The 24,588-nt window shown below is 61.1% G+C and carries 17 protein-coding genes; 6 read left to right on the forward strand and 11 right to left on the reverse strand.

The window, feature by feature from the left end; translation table 11 throughout:
* Positions 1–5 precede the first annotated feature (5 nt).
* From EJ071_RS37070 to EJ071_RS37115, 10 genes are all read right to left on the reverse strand, one after another.
* Positions 6–860: a PAN domain-containing protein gene (locus EJ071_RS37070; RefSeq protein WP_126102257.1), complete on the reverse strand. Its 855-nt coding sequence runs from the start codon at positions 858–860 to the stop codon at positions 6–8.
* Between the two features lie 396 nt (positions 861–1,256).
* Positions 1,257–2,348, reverse strand: a complete 1,092-nt coding sequence (locus EJ071_RS37075) for a PAN domain-containing protein (protein ID WP_126102258.1) — start codon at positions 2,346–2,348, stop codon at positions 1,257–1,259.
* Positions 2,349–2,357: 9 nt separating this feature from the next.
* Entirely contained in the window at positions 2,358–3,542 is a 1,185-nt protein-coding gene (locus EJ071_RS37080; RefSeq protein ID WP_126102259.1) for a glycoside hydrolase family 3 protein, read from the reverse strand.
* A 3-nt stretch (positions 3,543–3,545) separates the two neighbouring features.
* Positions 3,546–4,397 (reverse strand): PAN domain-containing protein, encoded by an 852-nt coding sequence (locus EJ071_RS37085; RefSeq protein ID WP_245460122.1) that lies wholly within the window; start codon positions 4,395–4,397, stop codon positions 3,546–3,548.
* Positions 4,398–4,472: 75 nt separating this feature from the next.
* Complete coding sequence (locus EJ071_RS37090; protein ID WP_126102261.1) at positions 4,473–5,195, reverse strand: hypothetical protein; 723 nt, start codon at positions 5,193–5,195, stop codon at positions 4,473–4,475.
* 62 nt (positions 5,196–5,257) lie between these two features.
* Positions 5,258–6,202 carry a hypothetical protein gene (locus EJ071_RS37095; RefSeq protein WP_126102262.1) on the reverse strand — a complete coding sequence of 315 codons (945 nt, stop codon included), beginning with the start codon at positions 6,200–6,202 and terminating at the stop codon, positions 5,258–5,260.
* A complete protein-coding gene (locus EJ071_RS37100) occupies positions 6,199–8,907 on the reverse strand; it encodes a putative virulence factor (RefSeq protein WP_126102263.1) in 2,709 nt (902 codons plus the stop codon). Before EJ071_RS37100 ends, EJ071_RS37095 begins: the two co-directional genes overlap by 4 nt.
* 16 nt (positions 8,908–8,923) lie before the next feature.
* Positions 8,924–12,049 (reverse strand): virulence factor SrfB, encoded by a 3,126-nt coding sequence (locus tag EJ071_RS37105; RefSeq protein ID WP_126102264.1) that lies wholly within the window; start codon positions 12,047–12,049, stop codon positions 8,924–8,926.
* Between the two features lie 97 nt (positions 12,050–12,146).
* Positions 12,147–13,463, reverse strand: a complete 1,317-nt coding sequence (locus EJ071_RS37110; protein WP_126102265.1) for a hypothetical protein — start codon at positions 13,461–13,463, stop codon at positions 12,147–12,149.
* A complete protein-coding gene (locus EJ071_RS37115) occupies positions 13,460–15,121 on the reverse strand; it encodes a serine protease (protein WP_126102266.1) in 1,662 nt (553 codons plus the stop codon). Before EJ071_RS37115 ends, EJ071_RS37110 begins: the two co-directional genes overlap by 4 nt.
* Before the next feature lie 911 nt (positions 15,122–16,032).
* On the opposite strand from EJ071_RS37115, the gene EJ071_RS37120 reads away from it, so the two are divergent.
* The 6 genes from EJ071_RS37120 to EJ071_RS37145 all read left to right on the forward strand — a co-directional run bounded on the left by EJ071_RS37120 (position 16,033) and on the right by EJ071_RS37145 (position 23,678).
* Positions 16,033–17,175 carry a helix-turn-helix transcriptional regulator gene (locus EJ071_RS37120; RefSeq protein ID WP_126102267.1) on the forward strand — a complete coding sequence of 381 codons (1,143 nt, stop codon included), beginning with the start codon at positions 16,033–16,035 and terminating at the stop codon, positions 17,173–17,175.
* A 2,132-nt stretch (positions 17,176–19,307) separates the two neighbouring features.
* Entirely contained in the window at positions 19,308–19,907 is a 600-nt protein-coding gene (locus EJ071_RS37125; RefSeq protein ID WP_126102268.1) for a hypothetical protein, read from the forward strand.
* A gap of 413 nt (positions 19,908–20,320) precedes the next feature.
* On the forward strand, positions 20,321–21,049 hold the full coding sequence (locus EJ071_RS37130) for a class I SAM-dependent methyltransferase (RefSeq protein ID WP_126102269.1): 729 nt from the start codon (positions 20,321–20,323) through the stop codon (positions 21,047–21,049).
* A gap of 282 nt (positions 21,050–21,331) precedes the next feature.
* The gene (locus tag EJ071_RS37135; protein ID WP_126102270.1) at positions 21,332–21,937 is read left to right on the forward strand and encodes a DNA-binding protein; all 606 of its coding nucleotides are present in this window, start codon (positions 21,332–21,334) and stop codon (positions 21,935–21,937) included.
* A complete protein-coding gene (locus EJ071_RS37140) occupies positions 21,934–22,578 on the forward strand; it encodes an RES family NAD+ phosphorylase (RefSeq protein WP_126102271.1) in 645 nt (214 codons plus the stop codon). The genes EJ071_RS37135 and EJ071_RS37140 overlap by 4 nt, the downstream gene beginning before the upstream one ends.
* A 425-nt stretch (positions 22,579–23,003) precedes the next feature.
* The gene (locus EJ071_RS37145) at positions 23,004–23,678 is read left to right on the forward strand and encodes a hypothetical protein (RefSeq protein WP_126102272.1); all 675 of its coding nucleotides are present in this window, start codon (positions 23,004–23,006) and stop codon (positions 23,676–23,678) included.
* 242 nt (positions 23,679–23,920) lie between these two features.
* On the opposite strand, the gene EJ071_RS37150 is transcribed toward EJ071_RS37145, so the two are convergent.
* Positions 23,921–24,523, reverse strand: coding sequence for a DUF309 domain-containing protein (locus tag EJ071_RS37150; RefSeq protein ID WP_245460123.1), 603 nt, complete (start codon positions 24,521–24,523; stop codon positions 23,921–23,923).
* Positions 24,524–24,588 lie beyond the last annotated feature (65 nt).

Below are 24,588 nucleotides of genomic sequence, written 5' to 3' on the forward strand. Positions count from 1 at the left end.
GACAATCAGTTCTGACGTTTCGCGCCGCTATCGGTGCCCCGGCTGCTGAAATACTCTCCCGGCTGGTCGAAGAGAACGCAGCGCCTTTGCGAATTGGTGAATCCAAAAGCCACGCACTGTTCGATATTCCAGCATTCGTTTCCGCATGCGTCACGGTTCGGAGACGCGAGGACGCGGAAGCCGCTTCCGGAAAAGGCCTTGCCGTTGAAGTACTCTATGTGCACGGGTGCGCCGGAGGAGCTTGGCGTCCCTAGGTCCGAAATAACCCCGCTGATGGCGCGGGCGTTCATAAGGAGCTGGCCGGTTTCTCCCTTTAGGAAGCATTTCCGGTTCCAAGCGTCGTACGTGTAGGCTCGGCACGATGAACTCGTGCTTCGACACATCGTTTCGCACTGGTCGATGTCCTGTGCCGCCATGGAAGCGATCGAATTGCTCGTGAGGTCCCTGTTCATGAATCGCGAGAAACTGGCTGGCGGCGGTTGTACGGCGACCACCTCGGGTGGGGGCGGCGCAGGTGGGTTGGTCGGGGGGCGGTAGCCTGGAATCAGGCTCCGGGTTCCCGCTGCGTGATCTTGGCTGTCTTCGCCGCGAACTACGGCCGAGAAGAGCCTGCAAATGCCGCCCGACGACGAATAGTCAAAGCCGATGCATCCACTGCGCGTTGAACAGAGCTTCCTGCAGGACTCGAGGAGTGGGATGCTGACCGTCGCGCTGACGGGACCGTTAAGTACCGTCTGCGGATAGTTGAAGAGGATATCGCTCGATTGAGCGCCGGCAGCCTGGATGCCGGCAAAAAGGATGGCGGCCGCAAATGCTATCGCAGAAGGAAGCTTGGCTTGCCGGCTATATGTCAGCAGCATCAAAGTTGCCTTTATTGCCGAGTTGTCAGGAGAACTATTAGCAGAACGGCCACCCCCGCGCAGAACAGGGCTTTCCATCTCCACCTGGTAATCAATCGGCCTAGCAGGAATGGGGAAGTTCCGTCGTCAGTGCCTACTTCACGCGCTCGCATCCCCAGATAGATTGCGATCAGCAACAGGTTGATTGCGGCCCACCAGTTGGCGAAGCTGGCATTCTCGAGGTGGCGTTGCATCCAGTTGACGAGGTTCTGTCCCCCGATGAGCAGCAGGAGACCTACAAACAATCGCGGCAAGGCTGGAACGCGGTGCGAAAACGGGAATAGGAACACCAGGACCAGAAAGCCGATAAAGGTCTCGGATGATTTCCATCTCATCGCTTCCGTCCTTTCAAAGACCTCACTCATAAGGATCTGGCGCCTGGCAGGTCATGTATTTCGCGCTCGACCAGCCGCCGGGAACGGCCGCCCATGGATGCCCTCTCGGATCCCATGAGAACTGGGTAACCTTGATGGACTGGGAATTCTGGAGGACTTCTCCGGTCAGTTCTCCAAAGGGCCTGTTCCTGACGTTGAGCGGGGTGCCGCTCGGGTCGGTGATCCAGCAGACCAGGGCCGGATCGCGTAGTTCCTGCGGCGGAGCCGTGGAGACCGTCACCTTAGGATTGAGCTGGCGTAGCGCGGCAGCTGCGCTAGACGCCGCATCGGCGTCGCAGAACCGAAGTCTTTGTCGGCTCTTTTTGGCCTCGGCTGTCCAGGGTTGCCCGCCGCAAAAGCCGCGGCAGTCGGTCGACAGGCCGGTGGAGGAAAGGAACCGGATGCAGCTGACGCCATTGGCGCATTGAAGGGTGACTAAGTTTCGGTCGACCTCGACCGTTCCGAGCTTCGACCAGTCCACCTGGAACGTTGTGTCCAGCGACAACGTCGTCACGGAGTTGGCATCGGTGTTCCGGACGGTCTGAATTCGCCGGTCGACGAATTTGGTTTCGGTGTCGCTCTTCCCCGAGCCGCGGTCGAAAATCACGGTCCAGGAAAGGTGCAGCTTATTGGCGTTCTCGCTCGCAGGCACGCATGCCCAGGCGCGGCTGAGCAACTCGGCCGCCGTGTCGTTCGCGGGCGGGTTGGACGGGGGCGTGTATCCCGGGATCATGTTTCGGGCGCCGGCCGTGCGCGCGGGATTCGCCTTCGCTCCGATCACCGCGTCGAACATTCGGCAGATGCCGGCCTCATGCGAATAGTCGAAGCCCTCGCAGCCCGAACGCTCTGTGCAGATTTCCCTGCACCGCTCCAGAGGGACCGCAATGTTGGCGCTGACCGTTCCGTCGAGCGTGGTTTCCGGGTAGCCGAAAAACCCGCTGTCTGGCTGCGCCTTTGCGGGCATGGCCATCGACGACAGCAAAGCGACTGCCGCCGTCGCGAAAAGACCCCCTGCGGCCGGGCGCGCGATTCTGGCCTTCGACACGTTTCGCCCTCTTGAAATGGAGCCGCGCATTCCTGGTCGCTATCGCTCCCTCACTACGGTCGTGTCCTGGGAAACGGTGGCCCCAAGCTTCCTTTTCAGGCGCATGACGTTCTCATAGGATTTCTTGATGCGATCGAGCATCTCGGGATCGCGCCGCGCCTCGGCGGAAAGCAGTGCGGCGATCTTCTCCGGGATCGCGGGGTCCGGGTGTTTGTCGTTGGCGAATATCAGGATGTCGTTCCCGGCCCGAACCGCCCGTAGCACCGAGTCCTCAAAGCTGACGTTGTCGGTGATGGCCTGCATTTGCATGTCGTCGCTTATGACCACGCCCTTGAAATGCATGTTTTCACGCAGGAGCCCGGTCAGGGTCGCCTTGGACAGCGAGGAGGGGATGTCGGGCGAGAAGGCCAGCTTCGCGTTTATGACGTGCGCGGCCATGACCATGTCGACGTCGCCGGATGCAATCAGGTTCCTGTACGGCTGAAGTTCCTTCTCGCTCCAGGTCTTGGTGACGTCGGCCATTCCCTTGTGGCTGTCCTTGGTGCTGGAGCCGTGTCCCGGGAAGTGCTTCAGGGCCGTCAAAACCCCCTTCGACCGATGCGCCTCCACGAAAGCCTTCGCGTATAGCTCGACCTCTTCCGGATCGGCCGAAAAGCTTCTGCCGAGCTTGCCGATGATGGGATTCGCCGGGTTGACGTTGAGGTCGACGACCGGGGCGAGGTTGAGGTTGAATCCCAGGCTTGAGAGATCGGAAGCAAGGTTCCGGTAAACCGCGCCGGCCTCGTCGGGACTCAAGGTCTTGGCGACGGTCGCCTCGCTGGGCACCTCCCTGAAGCCGATGTCGCCAGTAAGCCTCTGGATGCGGCCGCCTTCCTGGTCGATGGCTATGAACAGAGGGCTGGCGGAATATTTTTGAAGGCCATTGTTGAGCTGCCGCACCGCGTCGAGGCTTGAAATATTGCGCCCCAGATAGATGACTCCGGTTATTTCGCCCGCCTCAGCCTGCTTGACGACCCGCTTGTAGCCGTCATCGTCCGGGCTGTCTCCCACGAAGCCGACGAGCACCATCTGTCCGATCATTCGACGCAGTTTGCCTTCCTCGATCGTACTGCTGAGGTCGGCGTTGCTTCTGTGGGCCTCCGGCACGGGGTCAGCCCGCAGCGGCGAGGAAAGGCCGATCAGCGTGCATGCCGCTGCCAAGAGAGGTGCGATCCAGCGCGGCATGTTTCAGTTCCTTGGACTGGCGGGGCGAACGAAGTCAGGCCTGACCGTCCGGCCGATCTTTCGCGCCGAGGTCATGCCCTTCCTTCGTATCGGTTGGGGGTTCGGGTCGTAGAACAGGTAGCATCTGTTAGGTCGCGCGTTGGCCCATGTGAAACCGTTGCACTGGCCGTTCGAGTCGCATTGCTGCATGCATCCGTCGTACGAGGCCGCGTATGTCTCCGTGCTGTCGCCGATGAGGCCATGCGTCGTGAAAAGCTCCCAGCCGACGGTCAGGCTTGGGGGAGGGGCCGCGGGGCCGGCCTTGAAGTAGAGCCCCGAGCTCCCCAGCGAATAGGACTGCACGAAATCGAAACTCGATTTCAGGAAGCAGCGGTTTGCTTCTGCGTTATAGGTAAACGCTCGGCACGAATGCTCGCTGTCGCATGTCGCGCGGCAGTTTTCCGAGTTGGTCGCAGGCATGCCTTTCGGGAAGAGGTCGCCTCCAAAAAGGTCGATGTCGCTGTAGGACGCGAAATACCAGGACTCGGCATTGCGAGGATCGCCGTAGCCCGGAATCCGGTTCCGGGTGGCTGCGGTGGAGAGTGTGTTGGGCTGCGCGGACCCGATCCCGGTGAATAGGCGGCAGATATTGGTGGCTGACGAATGGTCGAAGCCCGCGCAACCAGAACGTTCCCGGCAAATTCTCCGGCAGTCGTCCAAAGGCCGCTTGAACTCCGCGCTGGCGCCTCCGTCTAACGCTGTGCCAGGATAGTCCCAAAAATCCGGCTGGGCGTCGTCAGCTGAAGCCTTTGGCGCAATCCCAAAACCCGCAAGCGTAAGGAAGAGCAGCGCGACAGCGATTCCTGCTGCGCTCACGCGGCCCCGACATCTCTGCTGCATCCCCGCTACTTCCCCAATTCCCCAAACATTACCCGATACGCATGCGCCGGATCAGGGATTGATCGACCCTTCGCAGTAAGTGGTGCGAAGGAAACTTTGGTACGCCACGGCATGGCTCGAACTGCTGTCCCCGACATCCTGGCAAAGCGAGGTGAGAAGCTTGTTCGCCTCCGTATTGCCCTCCAGGGCGAGCTCGAAATAGGACCTGCCCGCCTTGTTCGCGTCGGCTGCGTCCACCCGGTCTTGCGCGAACGTCCGCGGGTCGTACCAGCGCGCGATTTCCAGCTTGGCGTCCTGGCTGCCTCTCTGTATGGCGAGGTTGATCGCTTGCATGCCGATGTCGCGGTTGTGGCGGTCGAAGGCATCTTTGCTGAGGGCAAAGAGTTCGTGGCCGTCCTGGTCGGTCGTCCTGAGTTTCTCCAGCCTTGCAGCGAGCGGCGGGTTGATTGGCTCGCGGTAGTTCGGGATCAAGGTGCGCGTCTGGGCGGTCGAACCAGAGCTCTGTTGGCCCCCGGTTATGGTGGTGTACATGCGGCACTCGTTCTTCGGGGAAATGTCGAAGCCCGTGCAACCCGTACGCCCCACGCACAGCTTTCGACATTCCTCGAGTGGCTTCGGAAACTCCGCGCTTGGTACCCCGAGTATGAGCGTGTCCGGATAGATGAAAAGATCGTCGTCCGTGGCTTGCGCGGCGATCTCGGAGGACGCGCCGAAGAGCATCAGTCCCCCAACGGCCACCTTGGCAACCCAGTTCCACAACGCGTTCTTCGGCATTTGCCTCTATCCTCCGATGGCCTTGCAGGCGGCGGGTCGCCAAGCCATGCCTTTGTTGGTTTTCATTCCAGAGTCCCCTCGCAATAGGTGTTCGTCAGGAACCCGTTGAAGACCGGATCCTGGGAGGAGCTTGCGGCCTTTGCGCAAAGGGAACGGAGCAAGCTCCTTGCTTCCGATTTGCCCTCGACCACAAGCTCGAAATAGAACCTGGCCGCCTTGTTCGCGTCCGGACGGTCGGCCCTGGATGGATCGAAGGAGTTCGGGTCGTAGTTGCGCGCGATTTGAAGCTTGGCGTCCTGGTTGCCCCGATCCATCGCGAGGTTGATGGCCTGAAGCCCGATTCCCCCGTTCCCCTGGCGGTAAGCGTCGCCGCTCAGGGCGAAGAGTTCGTGGCCATCCGTATCCGTCCGTTTCAGCCTCTCGAAACGAGCCTGCAGAGTCTCGGGCACGGGTATCAGCTTATATGCCCCGTACGCTCCTGCGGCTGCGACCAGCAATGCGAGAGGGAGCAGGAAGTACAGGTATCGCCACCTGCTCTTTGGCTTTGGCACGATCGGCGGTTCCGGCGCCTTTATCGGAGGCGGGGGAGCTGGCGGCTCAGGAAGATCGATGATGCGTTCCGGCAACCGGGGGAGCGCGGCAGGAGGTGTGGTCAGTTCCTGCGACCATCCGCCGGGCTGGGGCGTGACCGGGGGCCAGAACGCATTTCCCCAAACGTTCTGGCCGTCGACCTCTATCTTCACCTGGAGGTCGATGGGGATTCGGTCGCAGACCTCAGGCCCCACGGACAGCGTGGTCGCCCCCGCGGTTCGGTTTACGACCTCCGCCCCCACGGTCGCGGGGCGCGCCTGCCATCCGCCGTCGCCGAGGTACGGCGTGTCCGCGGACTTGCGCGTGATCGAAAGGCGCAGCCGCCGGGAACTCCCCAGATCCTGCGGGAACACGATCAGGGCGTGCCCGAACAGCTGCGAGTCGTCCTCTGTTACTTTCAGCGGAAGCTGCGTCATCGAGCCGTCCCTGTGGATTCGACAGAGGACGGCTCTGACAGGCTGAGGGTCTCCAGGATGCCTCTCAGCCGTTCGTTCTCGTCGACGTTCACGGTGATGCCCTCGCCCGAGAGGACGTTGTCGGTGACGAGCTGGTTGAAGGCGTACATCCATTCAGAGAGCGCCAGGTAGGAGAAGTTCCGCCGTTTCTGGCCAAGCCCGTCGCAGTTCGAGACGTTCGGCCTGCGGGCGAACACCCTGACCTCGCCGTCCTCCGTGCCGTCCGGGGCCATCGGCCGCTTCTCCTCGGGCAAGGCCTCGAAGCCGAGCGTGCTGACGAAACGGTTGATGCGGCTCGTCGCGAGGAAGCCTGCCCTCTCGAGCAGGATGTCGGGCCTCTCGACCGAGCTTCCGGAGAGCTTGGAGAGGTCCTCGGCGATCTGTTCCTCGACCCCGGTGCGCCGGGCCGCCGTGGCAAGCTCGGCGATCAACTCGCCCGCCAGCTTGTGAGTAAGGCCAATGGCCTGGAGCGCGCCGTCGTTCCTTGACAGCGCCAGAAGCCCGTCCAGCCAGTGCCGCACCGCGGAGCGGGCGAGGTAGGCTTCGCGGGGAAGCGCCTTCTGCGAAACCGAGGGCCCGGAAGCCGCGGAGGCTGCGACCGTCTTCTTCTTGTTCCCGGGCAACGGCGGGGCGCCTGGCCGCGGCGGCGGAGCGACGCGCTTCTTCACGACGGCGTCGGCCCGTCCGTCCGAGCCTTCCTCGGGGGTATTCTGGCGCTTGATGCGGTTGCCGTACTCGATGTGGAGGTGCTCGGAGATTCCGTTCTGGGAAATCTGGAGCATCTTCATGGCCACGCCGAACTGCTCCCGCTCCCACGCCTCGGTGAGGCATGCAAGAATCTGGTCCGACACCTCACGACGCTCGGCAATGCGCTTGTTGATGTCGCTCTCGACGAAATAGGGGGCGAGCACGCGGCGTATTTCGTGGGCGATGTTGGCGAGGCGGCCGCGTATCTGCCCGTACTTGATCTCGGGACGGCAGATCGCCGCGAGGTTTTCCGCCAGATAGTCCACGCCGCCGTCGTTCAGCCTGAGGGCCTCGTCGAACGCCTTCGCCGGATCGCGGAAATGCTGCTTGACTTCGGGGACCTGGAGATAGGCCTTGCGGAGGGCGGCGACCTTCTTGACCTTGTCGGGCAGGATCTCGATCTCGTCGCCGCCCTGGTACTTGATCAGGAACTCGGCCTTGAAGTTGGGATTGCGCAGCCAGTAGGTGTTGTTGAACGGTTTGCCGGGAGTCCATTCGAAAGGCCATTTGTGCGCCTTCCCGAAATACCGCGTCAGCGATGAACCCAATCGCGCGCTGAAACGGTCCGAAAGGCTCTGTCCTTCCTCGCCCGCCTTTTCGCTGAAGTGCTTGTCGAACATCGTCAGGATCAGGAACAGCGCGGTATCGGTGCGCGCCCGGTCCGCCGGAGTCTCGCCGTGCGATATCCTGATCCAGTCGTCGATCATGTCCGGCAGCGTCGCAACGTCCTGGGTCGAGTCCTTGATGCAGAGCAGCATGCTCGACAGCTCCTGCTCGGCCACGTAGCGGTCGAACAGGTAGGCAACTTTGCCTCTGACGAATAGGTCCTTGAGCGCCTGGGGATTATCGTCGAAATAGGACTGCAGGTCCACCTTCTGGCGGCTGCGAGCGCCGGGGAAGTCGAGGAGGTCCGTATGGTCGAAAAACGGCCATGGCCGTTCGGACACCGCGATGCGGAGCTCGGCGGCCAGGGCTGTGATCACAGGCCGCGGAAGCGAAACGGCCGGGCCCTTCAGCGGCCGTATCGAAAGCTCCTCCTGTCCGGGCTTGCCGAGCCCGAGCAGCGTCTCGACATCGATGATGCTCTTGTCCCGGGGGACCAGCGCCTCGATGGAGCAGTAGGCGTCCTTGGCGAAGCCGAGCTTCTCGAGCGCGTTGGCAAGCTCGAGATAGACCTCGGTGAATTTCCGGAAGCCGCCCCAGAGCACGGAGAAGAGTTCCGCGCGGTCCGCGATCGAAAGCCGCGGCGCGAGGATCGCCGCCTCTTCCCAATACGCGGAGAGCGTCTCTATGTTCGGGAGGCCCGCGAACTGCTTTTCGAAGTACTCCTGGATGTCCCAGATGTCCTCCTCGAGGAGCCCGCCCGAGCCAGCTTGCGGCGCAACGCGCCTCCGGGCCGTCTCGAGGGCGGACACGATGGCGTCGGGCGCGAGCGGGGTCCTTTTCTTCGCGTCGCCGTCCAGGAAGAAGCTGTTGCCCAGAATCTTGGCGATGTCGGTCTCGCTGAGCAGCCGCAGGACAACCGGAGCGCCGGCGGGGCTTGGTTCCTCCTTGACCGAGAAGCGGGTCACGAGGCCAGTCGACTCGCGGTCGCCGCCGGGATTGATCTCGCGAATAAAGTCGACCTGCCGCCCGAGGTCGCCGAAGCGCGCCATCAAGGGCGCGTTCCCGTTGCGGGCGAGGACCGACACCAGATAGGATTTTCCAGCCTGGCTGGGGCCGAATATCCCGACGCACATCTGGCGGTCTATCGCCTCCATCGCCTTGCGGGCCGCGACGACCGATTTCCTGAGATGCTGCTCGGCGCTGGCGCGCGTGTCGCCGACCCGCTCGGCGTTGGCGGCGGTGCCGATCCATGCGAGGCCGTCCTGCGCAGACTTCAGTGCGGCGCCGCAGCTTCTTTTCAACTCTTCACGCATTCGTTCAGCCGCCATTTCACTGGATGGAGATAATTCCCGTGTCGAGCCAATAGCCGTCGCCCGTCTCGACCGCGAGCGTGTCCAACTTCAGTTCCATCATGCGTTTCACCGGAGCGCCGTCCGCGTCCTCTGCGTCCTCGATCACGAACTCCTCGCGGGTCGCCTCGCTTGACAGAAGCTCGATTTCGCTCGCCTCGTCCTCGCCCGGCGACTCGACGTTTCGGGCGATGGTCACGCGGACCGGCTTTCGCATGCCCCTTGCCGAGCGCGAGGCTCCCGCCATCAGCTTGTACAAGGGGGTCGCCACCCATCGCTCGAGCGGCAGCTGCCTGAAGCCGATGCGGACTGGGCTGTGGTAGTCGAACTCCGCCTCGGCCGCCGCCTCGGACTTGTCGAGGTCGATGTCCGAGAAAAGCAGGGTCTCGTCAGGTAGCGTGGCGTTGCCCTGCAGCCGCCCGATGTACCGGGCCGTCGACTTCATCCGCAGGTATTTGGAATAGAGGGTGAAGTTGGTGATCTGCGCCTCGGACAGCGCGCAAAGCATCGCGCCGACCACCGCCGTTGTTTTCGGGTCGTCGATGTGCGTGTTGCTGACGCCGCGGAAGGGATACCAAGTACCGACGCGATAGTCCTTGATGGGGATGACGCAGTCCGGGCGCACCGACATCTTGTTCATGAACAGGTTGATCATCGGCGGGAGGCGCATCGGCCGTCCGGTCAGGAGCACGACGTCCGCGTCCAGGTGGTTGATCGCCTCGGCGATGTTGTCGAACACGCCGTCGAATATCGACAGGACGCACTCGTCCACCGCCTGCGGGTCAATCGCGATGTCGCAGTCGGCGATGCTGAACTGTCCGGCTTCCAACGCCCCCATGTTTTCCTTAAGATACCCGAGTATGCGCGCGTCGACCGGAATCTCGCCGTCGGTGCCTGCCCTGCCGTCGGCATCGAAGAAGCTGCCCGCCTTCCGGATTTCCGTCTTGTGGCTCGTCGGCGGCAGGGTCTCGCACTCGGACAGGACACCGATGGCGATCGGCTGCAGAACCTGAAGCACGAACTGGCGGCGCAGGTGCTTCTCCTGCTCGGACATGTTCGGGTTGTCCCCGGCGAAGCGGTCCTTGAGGTAGTTCCGCGCGTTCGGCATCCCCGCCTGGGCGAGGCCTTCCTCTAGCCTCGGGATCACGAGACGCTCGATCACCGTCTTCAGCAGGTCGTCGCCGGCGATGCGGAAGCCCTCCCTGAAGTTCTGGTCGGGATAAAGCGCCACGTTGTCCGTCTGGAAGTAGGTCGTCACCATGAGGTCGGTCGTGCCGCCTCCCACGTCGACGCTGGCGATGCGCAGGGACCGTTCGGCCTTCTGCTTGGACTTGGAAGCCGGAAGCGTGGTCGGCCTTTCCCTGTCCTTGCCGAGCACGTCGAACAGCGTCCTGATGGAGCCGCCCAGCTTCTGCACGGCCTCTCCGTAGAGATAGACCAGGTGGACCGAGCTTGCCTCGTCCCAGGAGCAGTGAATCTCCGGCCGCTGACTGTTGATCCCCATGCTGCTCTCGCCCCATCCCGACAGGGACCAGAGGAGCTTGACCGCGGCTTCCGCGCGCGACCGCAGAATCCGCTGCTCCTGGACCGGGGTCGCGGAAGGAATCGTCATTATGATGCGGCGAAGGCGGCGGGGAGCGTCCTTCAGCCTCCGCTCGCGACGCGTGCCGGGGTTGTTCATCATGGACATCGCCTGCGCGATGATCTCGACGAGCATGAAGGTGAAGAAGGCCGACCGCGAAAAGCAGAAGCGGCTCGCCGTCTGCAGGTCGCTGTCCTTGACCTTCACCTTGAACTGGCGCCTGTCGGCCTCGACCTGCTCGAGGACGTCGCCCCGGTCGTTCACGAAACGGTACATCGAGCGCTCGATCAGCGGCTCCGTTCCCGAATGCCCCTGCGAGGCCGTGCGGAACCGCCATTCCTGCAGGACCGGATCGGAACTCCAGAGATATCGCTTCGGCGAGGAGAGCCCCGTCGCGGCTTCGGTTCCTTCAGACTCCCCGCGCAGCCGCGACGCCTCGGGTCCGATGCGGAGCAGGCTGGGCCAGAAAAACGCCCGCGGGCGGCCGGACCGCCGGGCGATGTCCTCGGCCCCGAATTCGGCGGCCACCAGCTCGCACTGGCTTTCGAAGGGATCGCGGTAGACCAGCTCGGGCTTCGAGAGGTCCCGCAGCTCTAGGACGACGGAGTTGTTGAGGTCGACGTTCACGTCGTCGGGGAACGACTGGATTAGCAAGCCGCATGACCGCGAGTTTCCGATGTCGAGCACGAGGTCAACGTCGACAGGCTGGACGTTCCGGTTCTCGCTGACGGTGTCGATGAGCGTGACGCGGACCGGAGTGATCACGCTGGCGAGGAACTGGACGAAGGTGATGTAGCGGGCAAGATGCTCGAACTGGTAGGGGAAGTCTTCCGGACGAAGCTCTTTGCCTTTCCTCTGCTGTTTCTTGAATGCGTGGAAGATGTCTTTCAGCCAGTCGTCGAGCCACTTCTGCGCGTCGACCGGGCCTTGTCCTGGAACGTCGATCTTGTGTGACAGGAACGATATGACATCCGGCAGGCGGCTGACGAAGCGGAAACTCTCCGTCCGCATCGCGTCCTCGGGGCAGGGCGCCAAGTAGGGACGGTTCATTCTCCGAGGGGCGAGCGAGCTGTCGAATGCGAAAATCGCCCGGTGAGTACCTTTCCGGTCCCCGTGGGCCCTCTTGGTTTCCGTCACTCTCACCCGAACCCAGTCGGTGGGTCCCTGCGCGTAAATCTCGTTGCCGAGATCGTCCTTCCCGGGTTCGATCTTGAAGAACGGCATCGGAACCCAGCGATCAAGGAAGGTGTTGAGCGCCACCGCCTTCGTGATGTCGTACGCCTCGTCGGCGCCTTGCTGGGGGTAGGGCTGCTGATCGCCTTCGGGATCATCGTCGGTCCAGTTGGGCAGCAGGCGGACCACCGCCTTTCCGTCTGAACCCGTCTCGGCAGGCGAAGTCCGCTCGACGAACGACCTCGACAGCCGGGGCGAAGCGTCGAAGTCGAACCCGAACTCGACGAACTGGATGCCGCTGTCCGGCACCAGCGTGAAGCCTTCGCTGAAATCGGCGAGGTTGGTCAGCATTCCGGAGCCTCGCTGGAGTTGGTTTGACGGATTCCGCAAGGCTGCCTGGGATCGCCGGGTAAGTTCAGTTTCATGCGCGGTCCTGACATGGAGGCAACTACCGTTTGCAGCTGTTCGCCGAACAACTGGAGAGTTTCTGCGGGATTAAGTTGCACGATGGCAGCGGATCGCCCGAGTTCCAAAACAGGGCCTGCCCGATGCCGCCTCCGTTCTTGTAATGCGTGACCGTTCCGGGGCAAATGACCTCTTGTCCGTCGAGCCTGAACCTTAGGTCGAAGGGGACGGTTACATCCCTGTCGCCTACAGTCGTCACGTATGCGAGCACCTCGAACTTATAGGAGCCAGGAGCGATATTTTCTTTCCACACGAGGTTCTCGACTGGGTCTGACCTTACGTTTTCCGTGAGGTTTTTGTTTGAATCGATGTCTTTCATGCCGTCGCCGCAAGAGGGGCCTTTGACGCTCTGATTGCCGCCAAGCTTTCCTCCGGGGCAGAAGGAATTCAGGTCGAGGTCGTCGAGGGTGTGCCACGACAACGTTACCTGCAGCTTTCCGGTCTTGCCGCCCCCGCCGTTCACTTTTTTGTCCATGTCCTTCGACAGGTCCGACTTGGGCGGAGGCACGCAAGAGTTCAGATGCCGCCTGAGCTGTTCCTCCAGCACCGCCGCCTCCGCCATGAGTTCCTGCGTGCGCAGGCTTGCCTGGTCTACCGTCGGCTGCGGCGCCACAAGGGCGCAGTAAGCGCCTCCTCCCTTGCCGAAGGCCGTGAGCCCAAACGGTAGCGCCACGCCGCAGGCGGGCAACAGAAGCCAGGCGATGGCCCCGGCAAGCGCGACAGGGATGAGCCACAGGAGGCTTCCAGTTAGCCAGCCCCAGGAACGGGGAGCTGGCGGGACCGGGAGAGGCGGAGGGGCGACCGGCAGCAACTTGTCGGTTTTCCCCGATATCTCTCCCTTGCCGCTCGTCTCCGCGTCGTGCCGCTCGTATCCCCATGCCGTCAGGACGAGCATTCCGTCGCCCCTGCCGGAGCCCCCGGAAATCCAGACGTTCTCGTCTCCCGGGAATGTCACCGCGTTGCGCAGCGCCGTCGCCGTGGACCTTGCGGCAGCGTCACCCCGGCTATCCTGCGCCGCCGCCGCGCGGAGGACGGCCTGCACGGATTGGCGGAGGCGTGCCCTGTAGATGGCGGCAGTTTCGTCAGGGAGGTCGTTCAGGCGGACGAGCGCCTCCTCGCGCTCCGTATACCAGTCGATTCCCGAGCCGTCCTTGCGGGGCACGGGCTCCGCCAGCTCCAGCCCGATCCCGTTGGGGAACTCGCGGCCAAGGATCGCCTGCATCCTGTGCACCGAACGCTCCGCGGTGGACCCGAGGGAACGCATGAGGCTGAGAGTCGTGGTTGCGACGAACTGGCTCATTGGGCGGCCTTCGGCTGCCCAGCGGCCGGGGCGGGGGCTGGGACGCAGGGCTTGTCCGTCGGCGTTACCGTCACGCCGTTCGACGACAGGAACTGGATCGCGTCGCGGGCGCTGAGGGAGAAGTTGAGCTTTTGGGCGTTTTCCCCATCGAGGATTATGAAGGTGTTTACCCCGACGGCCCGGCCGCATGCGTCCGAGAGCGGTCCTCCGCTGTTGCCCCGCGAGATGTTCGCCGAGTGCGTGATGACCTTTGTCGCCCCGTCCTGCGGCATGGCCATCACGTTGCCTTGGGTGACGACCATCTCGAGATTGCCTATCCCGTCGGTCTTCCCGTTGATAATGTCGCGGTAGGTCTTGTCCATGGACATCACGAAGCCTGGGAAACCTCCCGCAACGACGCTGTCCAGCCTGCCGATCGCGGTCGAAAGCTGCAGGGCCGTCACGTCGCTGGGCGCGTCGTCCACGCGCAGGAGGGCGAAGTCCGGGTCTCCGGACGCGCTCGCGGCGGCTTTGGCGACGACATGCGCCGGAACCGCCCGGCCGAGCGCCTTGCTGGCGACGAACACTGTGTCGCCCGCGCCTTCGACAACGTGGTTGTTGGTGAGAATGTCCCGCTGGCCAACGAAGAAACCGCTTCCGGTGCTGAGCATGTTCCCCGAGAGAGGCGCGAGCACGAGTACCGTGGCCGAGTCGAGGGACGCCAATAGCGCCTGGGGCGATCCGGGCGACGGTGGCGGCGACGGTTGTCCGGCAGCGGCGGGCTTTGGCGGATCCAGCATCTTGGGGCCGAGCACCGAGGCGTCCGCGTTGCACGCGGCCTTCGCGAGCTCCGCCTTGAGCTTGCCTATCCGCTCCTGGAGGTTCCGGTTGACCTCCGCGTTGTCCACGAGGGAAGGCGGCTGGGGCGGCTGGAGCGCCTCCGGGTAGAGGAGGTTTCCCGGCCAAGCCGCGTAGATCAGGCAGGCGGCGAATACGAGCGAAACCGCCAGGAGGGGCCAGGGCGAAATCCGCCTGGGTCTTGACGGAGCCGTCACTTGAGGCATCCCGGAGGTGCTTGCGGGCTTGGTAGGCTTGGCAAGCTGCGCCGGAGCCACCCTTGCCGGACCGGAACTGGCACCGCCGACCGTCCATGCCTGGCCTGGCACCCGGGGCGACAGCCCGAACGGCAGGTAGGGTCCGATCGTTCTTTCGCTGTGCCGCGCGAATGCGGCTTGGGAGGCGCGCGCCTCTTCCGGCAGCGCCCCCCAGTTCGTGAGGACGGCGTTGTCGCTGACGGCCATGATCGAGCTTTCGTCAGCGACATTCAGCATCGCCGCTACGGTCTCGCCGATCTCCTGGTCGGCAAGCGCCGGACGAAGCGCCTCGATCCGCGCCGTCAGCGCTGACGCGACCCGCGCGCGCATCCCACGGTCCAGCGTTTCCATCTGTTTCGCATCGTCGTCGAATGCGCCAAACCATGCGACGACAAGGCGGCCGCCGTCTTGCTCCTTGACGTTAGGCTCCGAGAACAGGCGCGACGCCCCATCTCCGCACAACTGGTCTATGCGCGCGAATGTGGTTCCGCAGTCAAGCCATAGCGACTTCCCGGCGACGACCAATACGTCGGCCGCACGCACCTGCGTCGATCGAATGAAATGGACGTTGCCCCGCCCAGCCATCAGGCCTTCCCCACCGCACGTGCTGCCCGTTAACTAAAGCGCGGCATCCCCGGCGGCATACTTCGGCGGAAACAAACTCTGTGTCAACAAGCGCTTACTGGATTTGGCCGCCATGCTTAAAATGAGAGGACAGAAGTCATACTTGCTTTCCGGCAGCTCGGATGGCGATGGTCTTACATCGCTGAAGTAGCCGCATACCCCATTTGGGCTATCGCGCCTCAAAAGCTCGAGGAATATGGAGCGCGCGCCTCAATCGCGCCGCAGGCGGAGAGAAGTCTTAGCCGGCCTTGCCAAGGCGGCTTCAGCCTGCTCTTGCCGTGCTTTGACGGGGAATGCATCGCCGTCGATCTACGATTCTGAGAGGGGTACAAACGGTCGTTAATGCGTTCGCCGTAGGGTCGTCGGGGCTCGCGACCGGAACCGTCGTCCCACTCCTGGCGTCGCGAACTCAGACGGCAAATTGCCGATGAGGGCTCAGGTCGTTTACCGCACGAAATTCGGCTTAGCCGTCAAAAAGGCCTCGGGAATTCGCGGTTCCCGGATGACCAATCCGGGTGTGCCGCCAATCAACTCACGGATGGTTTTGCCGCCGATCCCGGATTCAGTTGCCAAGGGGCGGCAACAACTAGGACGAGGGAAGATTAGGGCACTTCCGCTATTCGTCTGATTAATCGGCCAATTCACACGGTAGCGTATTCTTATCTGAATAGATATCGTACTAATGAACGCGCAGGTCCGCTTTCTGCGGCAGCAGCGTCAAAATAATTCGTTCATGGTTCGGCCGACCCGGCGCCACCGTTCCTACGTATTAATGTATTACGCAGTTCTAATGTTTTAGTGGTGCAACTATTTCGAATGCGCTACAGGGAACGCGCGCTCCCCAAACGGTGTACGATATAGGAAAACGTGAGATGCTGCATAATGAGCAGGAAGAGGCCATTATAGACCGGTTGTATGAAGCCGCAGCAATACCTGAAAAATGGGGTGGCAGAGGTGTCCTCGACGCTTTGGCCAATCTATGTGGCTGCACAGACTCAGCAATCATGTCGGTTCGCGATCATACCCTCGCAGGCTGGACTGCCAACGAGATCGCATTTCCGAAATTGGTCGTTTACGTCCGTGACAATTGGCTTGGCCAGAATCCGTACGTGTTGAGCGCCGAACGCCTGCGCCGGTTTTCACAACCTCGCTTCGTTATGGACACCGAGGTGATGTCAGCCGAGGAAATGCAGGAAAGCTACTATTACCAGAAGTTCATGCACCCCTACGGGATGTACTGGCATGCTGGCACCAACATCATGTCGCCCAATGGCGACACGGTGAAACTGTCGGTACACAGAAGCTATGAGGCCGGACCGCTGGACGCTGCGCTTATCGCCAGGCTCAATTCCCTGCGGCCGCATATCGCACGTGCGTGCGTTCTGACCGCAAGGTTGAGATTCGCACAGCTTCATGCCGCAGTGGAAGTGTTGAACTCCGTCGGATTGCCGGCCGCAGCCTTAAGAGATGGCCGGCTGGCGCTGGCCAATAATCTCTTCGAAAAGCTGATGCCCGATGTCGCCCAGGATCGACGCAGCCGCCTGGCATTCATGCAAACGGCTGCCGACAAGAGGTGGGCCAGTATTTTGATGAAACCGATTAACCTTCGGAACGGCACGTTTCCGCTCGCATCGACCGAGGAACGCCCGATGATGGTCGTACACGTTCTCCCCGTTGCCGGCGCTGGAAAGGACATATTTCCGGTGGCGGATTCCTTGATGATTCTCGCCTCAAGCGAAACATGCCACAAAATTGCTCCTGAAATCCTGCTCAGCCTTTTTGATTTCACGCCAGCAGAGATTTCCATAACAAACAGCATTCTCTCTGGCGCCTCACTCGAGGAAATAGCCCGTGCACGGAGAGTTTCAGTTGAGACAGTACGCGTGCAGTTGAAGGCGATCTTCGCTAAAACCGGCACGCATAGGCAGACCGAACTCGTAAAGCTACTCGGTGGCGTGGCAAGCGCGTCCAATATTGTCGATCGCGTGCCCTCCGAAGGGCGGCGCTCCCCTTGACCGGCGCGCCGCTCCGGCTTTTCGCTACCGCGCCGGAACTACCGGACAGCAAGTGAGACATTAGCCGCAGGAATTCCTGCAGACGTTGTAGTTGTCCATACAATCCGAGCCTCCGATTGCTTTGCAGTGTCGATATACGATCTCGCAATCAGACGTGCACTGTTTCACATGGTGAACGACGCCGTTCGACGGCTTAGGGCGAAAATTCCTGAGAACTCCGGACATCAGCGGAAGGTTCACGTAGCTAATCGGCGGAGCCAGGATTTTTCCCGCGACGACGGCTTGCGACACTGCGCTTGCCTGGCACGGAATGCTAAGTGCGGAAAGCGCAAATACGATTGGAAGCATCTTCATTTACCATCCCCGTTGATAGCCTCTGACAACTTCAGAGGGGGACAGTTTCCAAAACTGGGACGAGGTTCACATCACCTATTTGGGATATACGACCCAGAAACCGTAACCGGACCAAGGCTCCGTCCGCGTCTGAGTACGGATCGTCAAGGACGCGGGACCGGCTCGCCGCGTCCCAAGCAAAAAGGCTGCTGTCGATGCGTGGGCAGCCGGAGCGCCCAGTGGCGCCGGGAGCTATTCTGCACCTGGGCAGGTAAACCAGCGTCGGCGGCGAAGCGGTTACATCCCTCCAGTTTTTCGTTGAGAGACGGTCTGCGAGCATCAGAGATCGAGGTGTGCGCTGGGGCAGGATTAAGCTGGGCCAGACACCGTCGCCATGAGTTTCACCCCCTTGGGTCCGGCGCATACTGATCGTTCACCAAGCGCGATCGCCAACTGGAGACCAACCCGGTGGTCACTGCCCAGGGGCGATATTTTACGCGCGGCGCAACAGCCGGGTTTAATCGCGCTGGCATGGACCTTACCAGGCCATGTCGAGCCGCCAGCTATCAGGCTGCAGATCGAGCGATTGGGGCAGACGCCACGCACGGTTCATGAGAACAGAGAACCTCAACGCGTCTCCGTGCGAGAGGCCGAAAAGGACATTGCCGTTGGACTCTGCTACGGTATCTTTCACAGCATCCCAAACGATCCATTCTCCGCTTGGATCGCACAACGGCTCGTAAGGACCCCTGCCAATTAGGGTAATGTTCACGATCCTAAACTAACCTCCGGGATCAATTTGGGGGGCGTCATATACGCGACGGAGTAAGCTTCCAGTCATGCGCCAACATCCCCCATTTGGGGTTACATGGCGCTTCATGCGCTCGGCGCCAATGCCATTCTTAGCCTGGCCATCCAGCAAGGTTTCCCCACGTCAACGGCAAAGATCGTTTGAAGGTGCTCGGAGCGGCGACAAGAGATCCCACACGCCCCTGAATAACTGCGTCTCCTGATTCGCACGACGATTTCTCGTCGGCGCGGCAAGCGCCTCCCGCGCCGTGTTCCGACCAACTGCGTGACGGCCCTCTCAATTGATTATACCTCAAATGGGTAATGCGCTGCCGCGCCCGTGCGGCATTCTCGCCCACGAGTTTACACGATGAGTTCCCGGGGGAATGCGATGCACAGATTGATGCGGCGAAGTCTGGCCTTTACGACAGCGAGTTGCTTGGCCTTAGCGACCTTAACTGAGACGGGCTGTGTGTCCCTCCCAGAGGATCAGATAGCCTACAATGCCTGCACGTCATTCCATAACAGCGTCTTTCTGAGAAAGCCCGGGCACAAGGCGATCGTTTCTGGCGTGGCGGGCAGTTCGACCCGGTGCTATTGGAACTGGTCCCAGCCGAGCACTGCAACTGCCGTTGCCCGAGCGATGGCAGATTGCCACAAGACTTATTCCAGATGTTTTCTCTATGCGTCGGACCGCGGCTGGGACGACTGGGTGACCCGGATATCCAACAACGGCGGCGTCACGAACGAAACACGAAACATCCAAGCGAACAACGACGCCGCAGCCAGCGCGATAGTAGCCGGCTTGGCCGCCGGGCTGGCCGCCGGCGGTGGCTCATACGTTCCGCCGCGTCAAAGCAGACCCGGCGGTAGTGGCGGTGGGGGCGGCAATTGCCCAGGGGCCACGATCGCCGTTGACCCCGTGACGTGCAAACCTCTGCATTGATGAGACCGGCGGCTGCAGTCCTACTGCACAAACCCATACAGCCCAAACCACAAATGAGGCACCCATGAGGAAGCCTGATTCAGTCAGCGTCGCCCCGAAGCTCGGATTTCTCTATCGAATTGGCCGGTGCCCGAAGTGCATGCGGCAGTCACTCCTGTTCGCGGTCGCAAGCCTTTCTTTGTGGGCGGCCAGCCTGGCGGCTGATTCCATATATGGCGGCGTGTTCTATGGCTTAACCGTCGCTCACTATCTACTCACGGCGCTGTCAATAGGAGCGATCCTCCTTTGGCTGCTTCATCTCTGCGTCTATGCGTTCCGCACCGCCTTCGGCGCCGGCTCCGCAACATCACGGTCGGTATCCGGCCTTGCAGCAAATCGGACGTCCAGTCGTTTGCCTGCGGCGGCGCGGCGGCACGCGTTGCGTACTCTGGCTAAGGCTTTCGTCGGCGCCGCCGTCGCCACTGTTCTGCCGTCGATGGCATTGGCCTTTAATGAGTGCCCTGGACAGCTTACGTGTGGCTTCTCCTCGTGCGCGCCCAGTTCCGGCACCTACTGCTGTCCGAAAGGCTATCCGATTCTCAGCCTTTGCAATTGCCGCTGCTACGCAAGCGTTCAGGGCCTCAACTGCAATCAGACCGGGTCATGTTTCGACGAGAACTTCTGAATTTGCTTCTATAACGGCAACCCCAAATTCGGACACAACCGGTTTGTCCCACTCTGAGCAGAGCGGAAACTATTTCACGGCCGAAACGGCCGCCACCGGGATGCCGCCCCTGGCGAGGTAGGCCTAGACGCCGCTCCTCGGCATGAGGCGCAGCGCGTAAGGCCCTCTGACAGACAATTCACAGCCCAGCATTGATTTCAGGAGTGTTGACATCGCGGATGCTGCGCTTCACAAGGGGCAATGGTCGAAGACGATACGCACATCGTATCTCGTTTGGCCCGCATTCCCACCGGCGGGATGCGGGGATATCGAGTGCGCTAGCTCATTTGCGGTAACGATCCCTGGCCTCGCCACCCTGGACGAGGCTTTTCGCACGAGCAGTACCTCGTCCTTTTGTCAGGACGGAGTACACTATGGCACAGAACATCTATGATAACCCCGACTTCTTTTCGGGTTACAGCCAGTTGCCGCGCCAAGTTCATGGACTTGATGGCGCACCCGAGTGGCCGGCGCTGTGCGCCATGTTCCCCGATATTGGTGGGAAGCGCGCGGTAGATCTCGGCTGTGGGCTGGGATGGGTTTCGCGTTGGCTACGCGAAAAGGGGGCACACTCAGCACTGGGGGTCGATCTCTCAGAAAACATGATCTCTCGCGCACGCGAACTCACACCAGACGCGGCGATCGACTATCGAATAGGGGACCTTGAGACTCTCGATCTGCCCGAAGCGGCTTTCGATTTTGCTTTTAGCTCGCTGGCCTTCCATTATATCCGCGACTTCGATCGGCTCGTGCGGGTGGTTCACCGAGCTCTCACCCCCGGGAGCTTTTTCGTTTTCTCGATCGAGCACCCAATCTTCATGGCTGCAACTGATCCCCATTGGATCGAGGACGAAAACGGGCAAAAGATATGGCCTGTGAATCGCTATGCTGTTGAAGGAGAGCGCCGTACCGACTGGTTTGCCAAAGGTGTGGTGAAATACCACCGTCGGATCGGCACCACGCTAAATGCGCTAGCGCGGGCCGGATTTGTTATTCAAGCCGTCGATGAGTTCGCCCCGACTATAGAACAGATCAAGCAAGTGCCCACACTAGAGGAAGAACTCGAACGGCCGATGATGCTCCTCGTTTCGTCGAGGCGCTAAAGTGCCGAGATCGTCATTTCTGTCGAGAGCCGGCCCGTCGCTTTGCTGACTCGCTGTCGTGCGCTTTCAGTGGCAAGCCAAATTTAGCGCTGGCCAGCAGGATCAAAGCGCCAACGAGTTCTGTAGTGATCACTTCAACGCCGCAGCCGGCGTGGCGCTGCACTCATTCGCGGGGCAAACCAGCAAGTTTCGAGAAACTTGATTGCGACCATCATTGATCACCCCAGGTTGACGTTGGTCGAACACCTGCATATATTCCCTAGGTCAACCAAAGAGATAATTATGGCCCGCACGGCGCCAAACACGGGTGCTCGAAAGTCCGATACCCTGCAGGCCGCCTTTCTTCGGCGTGCCATGTCAGCGCTTGAGCGCATGACAGCAAACGCGTCGCGAAAGACCCTCTCCGAAGCACTCGCCGCTCCGACCGACGCCGGATCGCTCGCGCGTCTTCTGAGCCAATTGGATGTTGTCGGATCGGCGGTCATGGAACTCGATCCGCTCGTTCCAGCCCTTGCCAGGAATATCGAACATCGCAAGCTTTTGATCGAGCGCGCGGGTGGCACCGTGTCCGCCGAAGACGCTGGACGCCTGCTAGGCATCTCACGGCAGGCTGTCGACAAGCGTCGGCGGGCGGAGGCTTTGCTCGCCATCCGGGAGGGAAGCGATTGGCGTTATCCGACGTGCCAATTCGATAAGACGGATGTGGCTGCCGGCATTGCAGACGTGGTGCGGGCCTATGCTTCGTCTGGGCCGTGGGTGGCGCTGGACTTCCTACTCGCGCCCGATTCTGCCCTTGAAGGACACTCTCCAATCGAGGCTTTGAAGGCTGGCAATCGGGAAGCAGTCCGGCGTCTGCTGCGGGGCGAGGCGCAGGACGGCTTTGCATGAAGTCTCGAAAACGGACCGCACGGCGCGGCCCATCCGGTGTGGCGCCTCCACCCCCTGATTGGCTCGCAGGAATTTCGCTACCGATCGAGGAAATAAAGGCGGGACAGATCCTCCACCGTGTTCACCGATCGTCATTCGATCCGATCTTCTTCGGTCCTGGTCCAAATGTGCCGCCAACAAGCCGCTTCGACAGTGCAAGCGGCCGCTTCGGCGTTCTCTATTGCGCGCTGACTCTTCGTGGTGCGCTGGCCAAAACACTCTTGCGAAACCCGCAACGCCTCATGGTTGCTTCGACGGATATCGTAAGCCGATCCGCGACGAGTCTCGTCTCCGTTCGGCCGTTGCGTATCGTGCGCCTCCATGGCACAGGTCTTCAAATGGTGGGCACAGACAACGCAATCTCGACCGGCCCGTACGAGCCCTGCGGTCTCTGGTCCGACGCGCTGTGGGATCACAAGGATCAGCCAGACGGACTGGCTTACCAGTCGCGGCACGACTCCAGTGAAATCTGCCTTTCGCTATTCCAGCGAGCGAACGTGCGATTTTCCGCCCGGGAAACCCTTCCCTTGTCGCAAATCCTGAGGACAGTGGCGGACGTTCTTGATATCTTCGGAAAGTCGGTCTCCGAGCCACCAGAATAGACCAATCGCCTATTCGGTGCGTGCTCTCGCAAGACGGGGACCTCAATCCCAACATTGAGAGCAACGGCAACCGGCCTTCTTCGCGTCTTCCCGCTCATCCTGCTCGCCCGACCCCTTCCTTGTGGCGCCGATTTCGCCGCCACCAACGTCGAATCCGCGAAACGAAACTAAAGCCGACCAGGACGCTAGAGGCCATGTACGACGGCTGCGGCAAGCAGTTGGGCGCTACGCGGCAATTGCTCATCTTGAGCTTCACCTCTTTCTTAGCGGGAGAACAACTTCACCGCTGGCGCCGCTGCTCCCATCCCCTTTTGTTTAGGAATATCTCAAAAATGGAACTTCCTTGCCTGCTTGGAGTGATGCAGGTCCCGTAGTATGCCGGCGCTACTTAGAGGTAGCATCCTGCTTTTTGATTGAGGGACCTCATGCTTCGTACCAAGACACTCATTCCATTCAGTTTCATTCTGCTGGTAACTTCGCCAAGTTGGGCGGCCGACGTGGTCCAGCCGCCTCCGGCTCCGACTTGGACGATCGGGATCGAGGGAAGCCCGGAGTTCTACGCGATCAACAACGGCAGCAATACAGCACGGTCGCTCGCCGACAGCTATTTCAAATTCAGCGTGTCGCACACATTCGACAACAACTTCATTGGTGGATTGTCTTTCCAGCCAACCTTCAAGACGGGAGGCAAGAGTCAATATTACAGTGAAGCAACCGTCGGATACAAATTCAAGCTGACGGATAGCTTTACCCTCACTCCGAGCCTTGGGCTTGGCTACACTTGGCACGACACCGGCATCATCAAGGGCGCCGACAGCAATGCTGAAATCCCGTACTATGCCCTGTATCTGGCCGGAGACTGGAAGCTGTCCAAGACCTGGACCTGGAATGTTTTCAACGTGCGATACAGGAACGCGTTTGAGGCTACCTGGGAGACCCCGAAAGTAGCCACGGGCCTAAGCTACAATATTGACAGTTTCAATACAGTATATGCGAGCGTTGGCTATTCTTGGAAGAAGTTGGACACGACAAAGTCTCCTTATAACGATTTGTCTGCTGACAAGTTCAATATCGCGATCGGGTACAAGCATTCGCTGTAAGATCGGCCGAACGTCCGTTCGGTATCGGTAGGACTTAGAAGGAGCGGGATGGCTTTGCCTGCCTTCCGCTCCAGCCGATGGCCCGCGATTGTTTTCAGTGCACAATTCCACTTAAACGACGGGTGGGGTTCCGCCGCATGCGAATCGACGGAGACGGACTGCTGGTCAAGAGAAACGCGGCCTTGTCTACTTTGGCTATTTGAAACCAGACGGGGCTTCGCTGACAATCCCGGTGGCGGCGGTTATTCGCCAGCGGATATGGTGGCGAAAGCCGCGGTCGGCGCAACAAGGACAAAATCAAACACGGGTTGAGGCCAACCGAGTGGCACGGCCGGCAACGCAACCCGGGCCGTTGTTGCTGCCTCGGCATAGGCGGCGAGAATTGATGGCGGGAGGCCAAGCGCCTCTTCAACAATGGCTTCCGGCGACCCGTTCAACAATCCAAACAGCATTGCGGCCCGCCGAGAGTGGCGCAACGCTGCAGCCATTTTGCCCTCACGTATCTTCACGCCTGCTGCCGACAAAAGGATCAATGCCTTAAAGAACGCCCGAGAAGGGCTGCCTTGCTCCGCAACTTGCCAAAGGCTTTCCCACGCCTCATGCGCTTCCCAGTAATACCCGTAGTTGAAGAGATCGAGACCCCAGAGAAATGGATCTGAGCCAACCGCGGTATCTGTGGAGACCCGCATCGGCTCGATCAGATAGCTATGTCCAGCGGGATCGCGGATGGGATGCGGCTGATTGCCAGGCAAGTACGCGTAGGCTGGAAAGCTCTTTTCGGGCAGGTGCCGAGGACGCGAATTCGAAACAATGGCCATGAAGCATGGTAGCACATTGATCGGCATGACGAGGATACACTGCTCGCCGATTGGCGACGATACGCGAAGACGGCCGAGCCGCGGGGTCGAGC

The organism is Mesorhizobium sp. M1B.F.Ca.ET.045.04.1.1 (assembly GCF_003952465.1).
Lineage (GTDB): Bacteria > Pseudomonadota > Alphaproteobacteria > Rhizobiales > Rhizobiaceae > Mesorhizobium > Mesorhizobium shonense.

Excerpts from the sequence above, each read along its gene's own strand:
- EJ071_RS37130 (WP_126102269.1), top strand. The coding sequence starts at position 20,321 with ATGGCACAGAACATCTATGATAACCCCGACTTCTTTTCGGGTTACAGC.
- EJ071_RS37115 (WP_126102266.1), bottom strand. The coding sequence starts at position 15,121 with ATGGCTGGGCGGGGCAACGTCCATTTCATTCGATCGACGCAGGTGCGT.
- EJ071_RS37075 (WP_126102258.1), bottom strand. The coding sequence starts at position 2,348 with ATGCGCGGCTCCATTTCAAGAGGGCGAAACGTGTCGAAGGCCAGAATC.
- EJ071_RS37090 (WP_126102261.1), bottom strand. The coding sequence starts at position 5,195 with ATGCCGAAGAACGCGTTGTGGAACTGGGTTGCCAAGGTGGCCGTTGGG.
- EJ071_RS37145 (WP_126102272.1), top strand. The coding sequence starts at position 23,004 with ATGCTTCGTACCAAGACACTCATTCCATTCAGTTTCATTCTGCTGGTA.
- EJ071_RS37135 (WP_126102270.1), top strand. The coding sequence starts at position 21,332 with ATGGCCCGCACGGCGCCAAACACGGGTGCTCGAAAGTCCGATACCCTG.
- EJ071_RS37105 (WP_126102264.1), bottom strand. The coding sequence starts at position 12,049 with ATGCTGACCAACCTCGCCGATTTCAGCGAAGGCTTCACGCTGGTGCCG.
- EJ071_RS37120 (WP_126102267.1), top strand. The coding sequence starts at position 16,033 with ATGCTGCATAATGAGCAGGAAGAGGCCATTATAGACCGGTTGTATGAA.
- EJ071_RS37150 (WP_245460123.1), bottom strand. The coding sequence starts at position 24,523 with ATGCCGATCAATGTGCTACCATGCTTCATGGCCATTGTTTCGAATTCG.
- EJ071_RS37125 (WP_126102268.1), top strand. The coding sequence starts at position 19,308 with ATGAGGAAGCCTGATTCAGTCAGCGTCGCCCCGAAGCTCGGATTTCTC.
- EJ071_RS37100 (WP_126102263.1), bottom strand. The coding sequence starts at position 8,907 with ATGCGTGAAGAGTTGAAAAGAAGCTGCGGCGCCGCACTGAAGTCTGCG.
- EJ071_RS37110 (WP_126102265.1), bottom strand. The coding sequence starts at position 13,463 with ATGAGCCAGTTCGTCGCAACCACGACTCTCAGCCTCATGCGTTCCCTC.
- EJ071_RS37080 (WP_126102259.1), bottom strand. The coding sequence starts at position 3,542 with ATGCCGCGCTGGATCGCACCTCTCTTGGCAGCGGCATGCACGCTGATC.
- EJ071_RS37140 (WP_126102271.1), top strand. The coding sequence starts at position 21,934 with ATGAAGTCTCGAAAACGGACCGCACGGCGCGGCCCATCCGGTGTGGCG.
- EJ071_RS37070 (WP_126102257.1), bottom strand. The coding sequence starts at position 860 with ATGCTGCTGACATATAGCCGGCAAGCCAAGCTTCCTTCTGCGATAGCA.
- EJ071_RS37095 (WP_126102262.1), bottom strand. The coding sequence starts at position 6,202 with ATGACGCAGCTTCCGCTGAAAGTAACAGAGGACGACTCGCAGCTGTTC.